This is a genomic window from Paraburkholderia sp. DHOC27, assembly GCF_003429005.1.
Taxonomy (GTDB): domain Bacteria; phylum Pseudomonadota; class Gammaproteobacteria; order Burkholderiales; family Burkholderiaceae; genus Paraburkholderia.
This window is the reverse complement of record NZ_QVQV01000007.1, coordinates 176,921-188,926: the sequence shown is the minus strand read 5'-3', so window position 1 is coordinate 188,926 and position 12,006 is coordinate 176,921. Positions and strand designations below refer to the sequence as shown.

Genomic DNA, 12,006 nt, shown 5'->3' with positions numbered 1-12,006 from the left:
AGCAGGCTCGTTGCCGTGGCGATTCACACGGCGCGTGCCTTGAATCGTGCGCCGTGAACCCTGCAACACCTTGTTCGCCACTTCATTCGTCACCTCGTCACCATCCATTCTAAAACCATGCCACTCGATTCGAACTATCCTCGCGATCTGATCGGCTACGGCCGCCACCCGGTGCAGGCAAACTGGCCCGGGCGGGCGCGCGTGGCGGTGCAATTCGTGCTCAATTACGAAGAGGGCGGCGAAAACTGCGTGCTGCATGGCGATCCGGGCTCGGAGCAGTTTCTGTCGGAAATCGTGGGGGCGGCCGCTTATCCGGCGCGCCACATGAGCATGGAGTCCATCTATGAATATGGATCACGCGCAGGTGTGTGGCGCATCCTCCGTGAATTCGAAAAGCGCAAGCTGCCGTTGACGATTTTCGGCGTGGGCATGGCGGTTGAACGATACCCGGATGTCGCGCGTGCGTTCGTGGAACTGGGGCATGAAATTGCCTGCCACGGGTATCGCTGGATTCACTATCAGGATGTTTCGCCGGAGAAAGAGGCGGAGCATATGCGGCTCGGCATGGAAGCGATCGAGCGTGTGACGGGCGAGCGTCCGCTGGGCTGGTACACGGGCCGCGACAGTCCCAATACGCGCCGTCTGGTCGCCGAACACGGCGGCTTCCTGTACGACTCGGATTACTACGGCGATGACCTGCCGTTCTGGATGGACGTCGAAGTCACCGGCGGCGCGAAGACGCCGCAACTGATCGTGCCGTACACGCTCGACACCAACGACATGCGCTTCGCGAGCCCGCAGGGTTTCAACACCGCGGATCACTTCTTCACCTACCTGCGCGACGCATTCGACGTGCTCTACGAAGAGGGCGACGAAGCGCCGAAGATGCTCTCCATTGGCATGCACTGCCGCTTGCTGGGACGCCCTGGGCGCTTCCGCGCGCTGCAACGTTTCCTCGATCACATCGAACAGCATGATCGCGTTTGGGTCACGCGGCGCGTCGACATTGCGCGGCACTGGCGCGAATATCATCCTTACCAACAAAACCACCGCGGGGATGCGGCATGAAGGCGATGCAATACACACTCGATCAACTCAACCGCCTCTCGACCGACGCCTTCGTCGCGGCGCTGTCGGGCATTTTCGAACACTCGCCGTGGGTCGCGGAAGTCGCGGCCGACGAGCGCCCCTATGCCAGCATCGACGCCTTGCATCAGACCATGTCGAAGGCTGTCGAAACCGCAGGCGAAGCGAAGCAGCTTGCGCTCATCAACGCCCACCCGGAACTCGCCGGCAAGGCAGCGGTGCGCGGCGAACTGACCGCTGAATCCACGCGCGAGCAGAGCGGCGCCGGCCTCTCGCAGTGCACGCAGGAAGAGTTCGACAAACTGCTCTCCCTGAATGCGGCTTACCGCGAGAAGTTCGGCTTCCCGTTCATTCTCGCGGTGCGCGGCTATGACCGTCACGGCATCATCGCCAACTTCGAAGCGCGCGTGAACAACAGCCGTGCCGACGAACTGCGCGCGAGCCTCGACCAGATCTACCGTATCGCACGCTTCAGACTCGACGATCTGATCGACGCTTGACGGCGTCGCGATCCCCGAAACGAAGCGTTTTTTCAGCACTAACAGACAGGAAGGATGACAAGATGGCACTCCCGATTCTCGACCCCAACGCACCGGACTTCACCCGCCGCTACGTGAATCTGGCGGACCCGCGTCTCGGCGCGCAGGCGCTCGAGGCGAGCGACGATTTCTTTGCGCCGAAAGAACGCATGCTCAATCCGGAGCCCGCCGTCTTCATTCCCGGCAAGTACGACGAGCACGGCAAGTGGATGGACGGCTGGGAAACGCGCCGCAAGCGTACGACCGGCTACGACTGGTGCGTGGTGAAACTCGCGCGTCCGGGCGTGATCAAGGGTCTCGATCTCGACACGAGTCACTTCACGGGCAACTTCCCGCCGGCAGCTTCCGTGGAAGCCGCGCGCGTCGTGGACGGCCAGCCGAACCAGTCCACGAAGTGGACCGAGATCGTCCCGTCTACGTCGTTGCAGGGCAATAGTCACCACTATCACGAAGTCAGCGATACGAACGCCTATACGCATCTGCGCGTGAATATCTATCCGGACGGCGGCATCGCGCGTCTGCGTGTGTATGGTCAGCCGCAGGTGGATTGGGCGGGCGCGAGCCGCACCGAGCAGTTCGATCTGGCCTCGATGGAAAACGGCGCCTATCTGGTGGCGGCGAACAACCAGCACTTCGGCGCAGCGTCCACGATTCTGATGCCGGGTCGTGGCGTGAACATGGGCGACGGCTGGGAAACGCGGCGCCGGCGCGAACCGGGCAACGACTGGGCGATCGTCGCACTCGCGCAGCCGGGCGTCATCAAGAAGATCGAAGTGGATACGGCGCACTTCAAGGGCAATTTTCCGGATCGCTGCTCGATCCAGGCGGCGTATGTCACGGGCGGCACGGACAGCTCGCTGATTACGCAAGCCATGTTCTGGCCGGTGCTGCTGGGCGAACAGAAACTGCAGATGGACAAGCAACATTACTTCGAAAGCGAAGTGGCGGCGCTGGGTCCTGTCACGCACGTGCGCTTTAACATCATTCCGGACGGCGGGGTATCGCGTCTGCGTCTGTGGGGTACGCTCGCATCATGAAAACGCTGGCCATCGAACCGTTGACGAAAGAAGCGTTCGCCGCGTTCGGCGACGTGATCGAACTCGAAGGGGCGAAACAGATTCCGATCAACCTCGGCACGACGATCCGCTTCCACGATCTCGCCAGGGTGGACGTGACGGACGAAAGTGGCCGCACGCTCGTGAACCTGTTTCGCGGTCAGCCGCGCACGCTGCCGTTCGAGGTCAAGATGCTGGAGCGGCATCCACTCGGCAGCCAGGCTTTCGTGCCATTGAACGACAAGCCGTATCTCGTCGTGGTCGCGCCGGCTGGCGAACTCGATCCGGCGCAGATTCGTGCCTTCGTGACGAGCGGCTGGCAGGGGGTGAACTACGTGAAGGGCGTGTGGCACCATCCGTTGATCGCGCTGGGCGAGGTAAGCGATTTCATCGTCGTGGATCGTGGCGGTGAAGGGCTCAATCTCAACGAGCAGGATCTGCTGGAGTCGCTCTGGCTGACTGAAGATGCGGTGAATGCAGTGGCGGTTTGATGGTTGAGCGGTAGCGGTGCGCGTTTGTTGGCTTTGCGCGTATTGCTGGAATGGTTTGAAGACAACGCCCACGGTGGATGCCGTGGGCGTTGTTGTTTGTGGGCATGCGTTGCGTGATGAAGCGTGGTTGAGACTACTTCCGGCCGCGCTTGCCGAGCAAGGGCGAATGACCGATGACCTCACGTAGCCGCTCGGGAGGTTCAGCGGCTGAGAAGCCTGCGGCTTCGATGGCGGTTGTGAGACGCGTGAATGATGCACGTTGTTCGGCAAGGATGTCCTCAAGTGTTCGACCGTGGCCGTGCGCGACAACCTTAAGGTCGTAACCCGCAGCCTCAAGCAAACGGACGAGCACCGATACGCTCATATCGTTCTTTGCGAGCGTCTCCATGCGTGCCACGGTGGTGCGCGCCACGCCCGCGCGGCGCGCGAGTTCTTCCTGCGACAGACTGGCTTCGCGGCGCGCTTCCTTGAGCATGTCCGAAACATCGGCGAGGTTGGTCATTTGTAGCCTCGGGGCATCAATTTAGACCTAATATGCTGATATTGTAGCCCAAGGGATACAATATCAGCAATCCGAGATTGTAGCTTGCAGGCTACAATTAATGTCCTAAATGCATATCATGTAGCCTGTGGGCTACACAATACCAATTCATCCCACGAGCGCACCGTAGGCAAGCTACCGCGCCGCGACGCCCCCTCACTAGCCAACGCGGCAACCCAATAAAAAACGGGCTCTCCGCCTGCGCGAAAAGCCCGCTTCACTTCTGCTGCTTCACTTCGTGCCAGCCGCTGAACCTCAGCAGACCCGGCAACTCACTTAGCCACTCACTCCGTTACTTCACAGCCCCACCCTGGAACCACGCGGCAATCTTCTGCCGTTCGTCGTCCGTCATGTGCGTGACGTTGCCCAGCGGCATGGCTTTCAACGTAACCGCCTGCTGATACATTCGCTGCGCATTCTGTGAGATCTCGTCCGGGGTATCGAACATGACGCCAGCCGGTGCGCTGCCCATCAAGGTCGGATGGGCCGAGTGACAGGCCGCGCAACGTTGTTGCAGGATCGGCGCGATGTCGGCCACTTTCAGCGTCGGCGCGTTGGCGGCTTCGGCGGTCGGCACGACGGGGCGCGGCATCGTCCAGAAGAGGGCGCCGAACATCAGCACGATACCGACGAGCGGCAGATACCACAGCACCTGGCCACGGTGACGCATCACGAAGAACTGGCGAATCAGCGCGCCCGCCAGCATGATCATCACGAGGATGACCCAGTTGTACTGGTTCGTGTAGGTCATCGCGTAGTGGTTCGACAGCATCGCGAACACCACTGGCAGCGTGAAATACGTGTTGTGCACCGAACGCTGCTTGCCGCGCTTGCCGTAGATCGGGTTCGGCGTGTCGCCCTTGAGCATCGCATCGACCATCTTGCGCTGGCCCGGAATGATCACGAAGAACACGTTGGCCGACATGATGGTGGCCAGCATCGCGCCCACAATCAGGTAGGCCGCACGGCCCGCGAAGATATGACAGGCGAGCCACGCCGCGATCAGCACATAGATGCCGACGCAGATGCCCAGCACCTTGTCCTTGTTGCCCAGCAGACGGCACAGCGAGTCGTAGACGATCCAGCCAGCGGCGAGGAAGCCAAGCGCGGAGAACACGGCCACCACGGGGCCCATGTCCATCACGCTCGTGTCGATCAGATACGTGCTCGGCGAGAACAGATACAGCACCGTGAACAGGCTCGCACCCGAAAGCCACGTGGTGTACGACGGCCACTTCGACCAGTGCAGGTCGTCCGGCATTTCGGGCGGCGCGACGGTGTACTTCTGCATGTTGTAGAAGCCGCCGCCGTGCACGTGCCACAGTTCGCCGAACACGCCACGACGCCGCTGGTTCGGATCGGTTGGCGGTTTCAGGCTGTTGTCGAGCGCGACGAAATAGAACGATTCGCCGATCCACGCAATGGCGGCGATGACGTGAAACCAGCGCAAGGCCAGGTTCAGCCAGTCAGTGATAAAGCCTTCCATGAAACTCCTCCACTTCTGATTCGTTGTGCGCGCGGCGCTGTGTTGCTGCCTTCGACGACACGACCTCATCCGTCGTGTCTCCGGCATGCAGTGCGCCGCTCGCGCAGACTGCTGATTGGGGCGCAGTGCGTTCGATGGTGTTCGCACGGCGCCGGTTATACGGGCGTCGCTTTGCTACGCGTCGATCAGGCGGGTGTATGGCGCTCACTGCGCTTCGCAGATGTCTCCTCGTATCTGCGAAATGCAGGGCGGTGAGGGCGGGCGCTCAATCTGCCCGGTCTCCATCCCGTGCCTGCCGGTGCGTCCCTGCTTGCCTCTCTCGCTCGATGCCTCGGTAGCTGAACCGGCCGCTTCGCGCGTTACCGCTCAACTGCCGCGATAGGTGCTGTACGACCACGGCGATACCAGTAGCGGCACGTGATAGTGCGCGGTGGCATCGGCGACGCCAAAGCGCAACACCACGCGGTCGACGAAACGCGGCTCCGGCACGCGCGTGCCGATCGCAGCGAAGTAATCGCCCGCGCCGAACACGAGTTCGTATTCGCCGGTGACGAGCGCGTCGCCTTCGAGCAGCGGCTCGTTGCAGCGGCCGTCGTCATTGGTGAGGGTGGTTTTCAGCGCCCGGCGCGTGTCGCCGGAGAGCGCGAAGAGTTCGACCTTGATGCCCGCGCCGGGACGACCGTTCGCGGTGTCGAGCACATGGGTAGTGAGCTTTCCCATTCGCAATTTTCCTTATGTGAATGCGGGGGTTCGGCGGCGGCCCGATCCAGAATACGTTGCGGCGGATCGAGGCTCCACGTCAGTGGCTACATACCCGTCGGCGAATTGAAGCGAGCGCCGTGGCAATCATTTTAAGAAGGATGTTCCCGTCCGGGCACGAGCGATAGGAAAGATAATACCTGGCGCATGACAGCCTCCTGAAAGGCGCTTCACCACAGCCCGCACACCCGCAGCAAACCCTTGCCGCACGGCGCTCATCGCGGCTTGAGTGGGCGTCCTGATACTACCGGCGCCAAAAATGACCACTATATTGCCCACGTGAACCCGGGTATCGCATCGGCGCATGTTGTCAGCGTTATTTTGACCATCGAAGGTTACGTCTGTGCGCGGCGCCATTCATGCCGCGCACCCCGAAGACGGCGTAGCACGCTGGGTAACCGGGCCATCGGCGTTCGAAAGAGACGCGGCGGCACGGCGAGCGTGACCGCCGCATCGTGTTCGAACGACTTTGCAGACTGCCGGTTTTACGCCCCCTCATGGCGAGACCGGCGCGGCCCCGTCGTTACCGCCTCAAATGACGCGCGGTGACGGCAGCAACAATGCGGAGAAAGCGAATGACGATGCAGCAAACAGGCAACGCCCCCGGCGCGAGTTCATCGAGGAGCGCGGGCAAGGAAAAACGCAGTGGCAAGACCCTGCTGGTCAAGCACGCGGACGTGCTGGTCACGATGGACGGCGCCCGGCGCGAACTGCGCGACGGCGGTCTGTACATCGAGGACAACCGGATCGTCGCGGTAGGTCCAACGGCGGAGTTGCCCGAGACGGCCGACGAAGTGCTGGATATGCGTGGCCATCTGGTGATACCGGGCCTGATCAACACGCACCACCACATGTATCAAAGCCTGACGCGGGCGATTCCCGCCGCGCAGGATGCTGAGCTGTTCGGCTGGCTGACGAATCTCTACAAGGTGTGGGCCAATCTCACGCCGGAAATGATCGAAGTTTCGACGCTCACGGCGATGGCCGAGCTCCTGCTGTCCGGCTGCACGACCTCGAGCGATCACCTGTATATCTACCCGAACGGTAGCCGGCTCGACGACAGCATCGCGGCGGCGCGCCGGATCGGCATGCGGTTTCATGCGAGCCGCGGCAGCATGAGTGTGGGGCAGAAGGACGGCGGGTTGCCGCCCGATAGCGTCGTGGAGCGCGAGCCGGACATCCTGAAGGACACGCAACGCCTGATCGAGACGTATCACGACGACGGGCGCTACGCGATGTTGCGGGTGGTGGTGGCGCCCTGTTCGCCGTTTTCGGTGAGCCGCGATCTGATGCGCGAATCGGCGGTGTTGGCGCGGCAATACGGCGTCTCGCTGCATACGCATCTGGCGGAGAACGTCAACGATATTGCCTACAGCCGGGAAAAATTTGGCATGACGCCGGCTGAGTATGCGGAAGATCTGGGCTGGGTCGGCCACGACGTATGGCACGCCCACTGTGTGCAGCTGGACGAGCCGGGCATCGCGCTGTTCGCGCGCACCGGTACGGGCGTCGCGCATTGCCCGTGTTCGAACATGCGGCTCGCTTCCGGGATCGCGCCCATCAAGCGCATGCGTCTCGCGGGCGTGCCGGTGGGCCTCGGCGTGGATGGCTCGGCCTCGAACGACGGCGCCCAGATGGTCGCGGAAGTGCGCCAGGCGCTGCTGTTGCAACGAGTCGGCTTTGGTCCGGATGCGATGTCGGCACGCGAGGCGCTGGAGATTGCGACGCTGGGCGGCGCCAGGGTGCTGAATCGTGACGACATCGGCGCGCTGGCGCCGGGCATGGCCGCGGATTTCGTCTCGTTCGATCTGCGTCAGCCGCTCTTCGCCGGCGCGCTGCACGACCCGGTCGCGGCGCTCGTGTTCTGCGCACCGTCGCAGGTGTCGTACAGCGTGATTGGCGGCAAGGTGGTAGTGAAGGACGGGCAACTGACCACGCTCGAGCTTGGGCCGGTGATCGAGCAGCACAACCGGCTGGCGAAAGTGCTGTATGAGGCGGCTGCCTAGGTCGAAGCGGGGCGTGCCTGGCTGCGTCGCGGCACGGATCCCGCGCCGCAGTCCCGCTGCCTCAGGGCTTGTCGATCAAGGTTTTGGTGGCCTCGGCGACGAGGCTGCGCAGCCAGCGCACTTCGTCCGAGTAGTGAACCCGCTCGTGCCACAACTGGTAGTACTGCATGGGCGGGAAATCCAGCGGCGCGGGTACCACGGTCAACGGCAGGAACTTGGCGTAGTAATCGGCAAAGAGGCGCGTCGTGGTGAAGATCAGGTCGGACTTGATCAGCACGTACGGCGCGAGATTGAAGTACGGCAGGGTGACGACCACGTGACGCTTGAGCCGCTCGCGCGCCAGATGCACGTCGATCGCACCGCGCTGGCCTACCGAGTAAGGGGTTGGCGCAAGATGAGGCGCGTTCAGATACTGGTCGAGCGTCAGGCCGCCGCGCTTCGCGAACGGATGCGTATTGCTCATCAGGCAGACGATCTGGTCGACGAACAGATTGGACAGATGCAACTGTTCAGGCGGCTCCGGCCAGTTGCCGACCACGATATCGAGCTTGCCGTCCTCGAGCGCGAGTTCGTAGTCGAAGGCGGGTCCGAGCGAATGAAATTCGAGCGTGGCATTCGGCGCGGCCTGACGGAAGCGCTCCACCACGGTGGGCACGAACAGCACGTTCAGATAGTCCGGACAACCAATGCGGTAACAGCGAATAGAGGTGGCGGGGTCGAAGTTGTGCTGCTGGAACTTGATGCGCTCGATCTCGCGCAGCGCGTTCTGCACCGGTTCGAGCAGGCGCAGGCCGTACTCGGTGGGGACCATGCCCGATTTGCCGCGCACCAGCAGCGGGTCGCCGGTGATGTCGCGCAGACGGCGCAGCGCCGCGCTGATCGCGGGTTGCGACTGATTGAGTTTGACGGCCGCGCGCGTCACGCTGCGCTCCATCAAAAGCGTGTGCAAGACGCGCAATAAGTATGTGTCGATCGCCTCGCGTTGCTGGCTCATAACTTCTCCGAATATATATGTTCTGGCTGATCGAACTGGCTTGGGGGTATATGACTTTTAATATGAACACAAAGTTGCGTCAAGAGTGGGATACCCGCACAGCAAGGTGTGGCGTGGGTTTGCGGGGATTTTTGGCGGCTCGACTGACAGGGTCGAATTAGGTATTGTCATTCCACCAGGGTCGTGACACGGCGCAAATGTCCGGGGCGCGCCGTCTCGTTGCAAATGGCTTTAACGGGCGTATTACGAAATCACATGGGCGACTCTTCTTCTTTCAACGGTGATGCCGCGGTGCCGCGTCTCGTGCTGGCGGGTATCAGCAAGCAATACCCCGCCGTGCGGGCCAACGACGACGTGACGCTCGTCGTCGCCCCCGGTGAGATTCACGCGGTGCTCGGCGAAAACGGCGCGGGCAAGAGCACGCTGATGAAGATCATCTACGGCGCGGTACGCCCCGATGCCGGCGAAATCCGTTGGGAAGGCCAGCCGGTGGAGATCGCCAGCCCGGCGGCCGCGCGCAAGCTTGGTGTCGGCATGGTGTTCCAGCACTTCTCACTGTTCGAGACGCTGACGGTAGGCGAGAACATCGCGCTCGCGCTCGATGAACCGTTCGACCTCAAGACGCTGGCCAAACGCATTCGCGAGGTGTCGGCGGACTATGGACTCGACATCGACCCGCAGCGTCACGTGCATAGCCTGACGGTGGGCGAACGGCAGCGCGTCGAGATCGTGCGCTGTCTGCTGCAGAATCCGCGGCTGTTGATCATGGACGAGCCCACTTCCGTGCTCACGCCGCAAGCGGTCAGAAAGCTGTTCGAAACGCTGCGGCGTCTCGCGGCTGAAGGCTGCAGCATTCTCTACATCAGTCACAAGCTCGACGAAATTCAGGAACTGTGCGACACCGCCACGGTGATGCGCGGCGGCCGCGTGACGGGTCACGTGAAGCCGCGCGAAGAGACGCATGCGTCGCTCGCGCAACTGATGGTCGGTCACTCGTTGCCCGACTACACGCGCCGCACGCACACGCCCGGCGCGGTGCTGCTCGACGTGAAGCAACTCTCGGCGGCGAGTGACGATCCGTTCGGCACGTCGCTCAAGGACGTGTCGTTCAGCGTGCATGCCGGTGAGATCTTCGGCATTGCCGGGGTGTCGGGTAATGGGCAGGCCGAACTGCTGGCGGCGCTTTCAGGCGAGCATCGCGGCGCGCTCGCGGAGGCGATCACCATCTGCGGCAAACCGGCCGGCAAAATGGGGGCGGGCGGCCGGCGCGCGCTGGGTTTCGGTTTCGTGCCGGAAGAGCGCCTCGGCCGTGGCGCGGTGCCGGCCATGTCGCTCGCGGAGAACGCGTTGCTGACCGGCTACCGTCAAAAGATGGTGCGTTCCGGCTGGATCAAGGCTGGGGCCATGCGCGCCTTCGCGAAGAAATGCATCGAGGCCTTCGACGTGCGTTGCGGCGGCACCGAAGCGCTGGCGCAAAGCCTGTCGGGCGGCAACCTGCAAAAGTACATCGTCGGACGCGAGATTTTGCAGGCGCCCAAGGTGCTGGTGGTCGCGCAACCCACGTGGGGTGTGGATGTCGGCGCCGCGGCGTTCATTCGCCAGCAGTTGCTGGATCTGTCGGCGCGCGGCGTGGCCATTCTCGTGATCTCCGAGGAACTCGAAGAACTGTTCGATATCTGCGACCGCATCGCGGTGCTGGCGCGCGGCCGGCTCTCGCCGGTGCGCGTAACGGGCGATACCAACGCCGAGGAAATCGGCCGCTGGATGGCAGGCCTGTTCGGCGAGCGCGCAGAGGGCGCGGCGCCGTCGGCAGAAATGCCGGCGCATGCCTGAGCCGGAAACACACGCACCGATACGCTGCGCCATTTGACGCACGAGCTTTCGCCTGCACGTTCACACGCATACCACGCATAGACGCTGACCCATGATCTTTCCGTATCGACTCGAAGCCCGCACCGCGCCATCGCGCACCATGCAGCTTGCCGTGCCATTGATCGCCGCGCTGCTCACGCTGGTGATCGGCTTCGTGATTTTCGGCCTCGTGGGCCGCGACCCGCTGCAGGCCATGCATGCGTTCTTTATCGAACCGCTTTCCAACGTGAATGGCTGGTCGGAACTGCTGCTCAAAGCCTCGCCTTTGTGTCTGATCGGCCTGGGCCTCGCGGTCGGATATCGCGCCAACGTCTGGAACATCGGCGCGGAAGGTCAGATGTTGCTTGGCGGGATCGCTGCGAGCGGCGTGGCCATCTATTTCGATCAGGCGAACGGCTGGTGGATTCTGGCGCTGATGATGCTGGCGGGTGTGATCGGCGGCATGGTGTGGGCCGCGATTCCCGCGTTCCTGAAAAGCCGCTACAACACCAACGAAATTCTCACGAGCCTGATGCTCACCTACGTTGCCACGCAGTTGCTGATCTACCTGGTGAGCGGACCGTGGCGCGATCCGCAGGGGATGAATTTTCCGCTCTCCGAAATGTTTAGCGGCGACGCGCTGTATCCGACTTTTGCCGGCGACTGGCACTGGAAATTCCTGCGTGGCACGCGTCTTAACGCGTCGATCTTCGTCACGCTGATCGCGATACCGCTCGTGTGGCTGTTCATGCGCAAGAGCTTCGCGGGCTTCCGCATGAACGTGGGCGGTCTCGCACCGCTCGCCGCACGCTACGCCGGTTTCTCGGACAAGAAGACCATCTGGACGTCGCTGCTCATCAGCGGCGGCATGGCGGGTCTCGCCGGCATGGGCGAGATCGCCGGGCCGATTGGGCAGTTGCAGGCCACCTGGTCGCCGGGTTACGGCTTCACAGCGATCATCGTGGTGTTCGTGGGGCGCTTGCATCCCGTGGGTATCGTGCTGGCGAGTCTGCTGATGGCGCTGCTGTATCTGGGCGGCGAAGCCGTGCAGACCTCGCTGCAGTTGCCGCAGGCGCTCTCCGGCGTATTCCAGGGGCTGCTGCTGTTCTGTCTGCTGGGCGCCGACCTGTTTGTGAACTACCGCGTGCGCCGCCGTGCCGTGGCCGCTCACGTGGCCAATGAAGCCCACTGATTCACC

At 62.7% G+C, this 12,006-nt stretch carries 10 protein-coding genes and 1 pseudogene; 7 read left to right on the top strand and 4 right to left on the bottom strand.

What is annotated here, in order from left to right; all coding sequences use genetic code 11:
* The first annotated feature begins 117 nt into the window (after positions 1 to 117).
* The 4 genes from puuE to D0B32_RS22350 all read left to right on the top strand — a co-directional run bounded on the left by puuE (position 118) and on the right by D0B32_RS22350 (position 3,171).
* A complete protein-coding gene (puuE, locus tag D0B32_RS22365; protein WP_117336484.1) occupies positions 118 to 1,068 on the top strand; it encodes an allantoinase PuuE in 951 nt (316 codons plus the stop codon).
* On the top strand, positions 1,065 to 1,586 hold the full coding sequence (uraD, locus tag D0B32_RS22360) for a 2-oxo-4-hydroxy-4-carboxy-5-ureidoimidazoline decarboxylase (RefSeq protein WP_117336483.1): 522 nt from the start codon (positions 1,065 to 1,067) through the stop codon (positions 1,584 to 1,586). Before puuE ends, uraD begins: the two co-directional genes overlap by 4 nt.
* 62 nt (positions 1,587 to 1,648) lie before the next feature.
* The gene (gene alc / locus D0B32_RS22355; protein WP_117336482.1) at positions 1,649 to 2,662 is read left to right on the top strand and encodes an allantoicase; all 1,014 of its coding nucleotides are present in this window, start codon (positions 1,649 to 1,651) and stop codon (positions 2,660 to 2,662) included.
* Positions 2,659 to 3,171 (top strand): ureidoglycolate lyase, encoded by a 513-nt coding sequence (locus tag D0B32_RS22350; RefSeq protein WP_117336481.1) that lies wholly within the window; start codon positions 2,659 to 2,661, stop codon positions 3,169 to 3,171. The genes alc and D0B32_RS22350 overlap by 4 nt, the downstream gene beginning before the upstream one ends.
* 253 nt (positions 3,172 to 3,424) lie before the next feature.
* On the opposite strand, the pseudogene D0B32_RS22345 reads toward D0B32_RS22350, so the two are convergent.
* The 3 genes and pseudogenes from D0B32_RS22345 to uraH all read right to left on the bottom strand — a co-directional run.
* Positions 3,425 to 3,673, bottom strand: a pseudogene (locus tag D0B32_RS22345) (helix-turn-helix transcriptional regulator); the annotation flags it as partial.
* 331 nt (positions 3,674 to 4,004) lie between these two features.
* Positions 4,005 to 5,198 (bottom strand): urate hydroxylase PuuD, encoded by a 1,194-nt coding sequence (locus tag D0B32_RS22340; RefSeq protein ID WP_117336480.1) that lies wholly within the window; start codon positions 5,196 to 5,198, stop codon positions 4,005 to 4,007.
* Between the two features lie 366 nt (positions 5,199 to 5,564).
* Positions 5,565 to 5,918 (bottom strand): hydroxyisourate hydrolase, encoded by a 354-nt coding sequence (uraH, locus tag D0B32_RS22335; RefSeq protein WP_117336479.1) that lies wholly within the window; start codon positions 5,916 to 5,918, stop codon positions 5,565 to 5,567.
* 614 nt (positions 5,919 to 6,532) lie between these two features.
* Here uraH and D0B32_RS22330 point away from each other — a divergent pair.
* Positions 6,533 to 7,963: an 8-oxoguanine deaminase gene (locus tag D0B32_RS22330; RefSeq protein ID WP_117336478.1), complete on the top strand. Its 1,431-nt coding sequence runs from the start codon at positions 6,533 to 6,535 to the stop codon at positions 7,961 to 7,963.
* Positions 7,964 to 8,024: 61 nt separating this feature from the next.
* On the opposite strand, the gene D0B32_RS22325 is transcribed toward D0B32_RS22330, so the two are convergent.
* Positions 8,025 to 8,957, bottom strand: a complete 933-nt coding sequence (locus tag D0B32_RS22325) for a LysR substrate-binding domain-containing protein (RefSeq protein WP_074764203.1) — start codon at positions 8,955 to 8,957, stop codon at positions 8,025 to 8,027.
* 255 nt (positions 8,958 to 9,212) lie between these two features.
* Between D0B32_RS22325 and D0B32_RS22320 the strand changes: the two genes are divergently transcribed.
* Together D0B32_RS22320 and D0B32_RS22315 are read left to right on the top strand one after the other, a co-directional pair.
* Positions 9,213 to 10,790: an ABC transporter ATP-binding protein gene (locus D0B32_RS22320; protein ID WP_117336477.1), complete on the top strand. Its 1,578-nt coding sequence runs from the start codon at positions 9,213 to 9,215 to the stop codon at positions 10,788 to 10,790.
* Positions 10,791 to 10,881: 91 nt separating this feature from the next.
* Positions 10,882 to 12,000 carry an ABC transporter permease gene (locus D0B32_RS22315; RefSeq protein ID WP_117336476.1) on the top strand — a complete coding sequence of 373 codons (1,119 nt, stop codon included), beginning with the start codon at positions 10,882 to 10,884 and terminating at the stop codon, positions 11,998 to 12,000.
* Positions 12,001 to 12,006 lie beyond the last annotated feature (6 nt).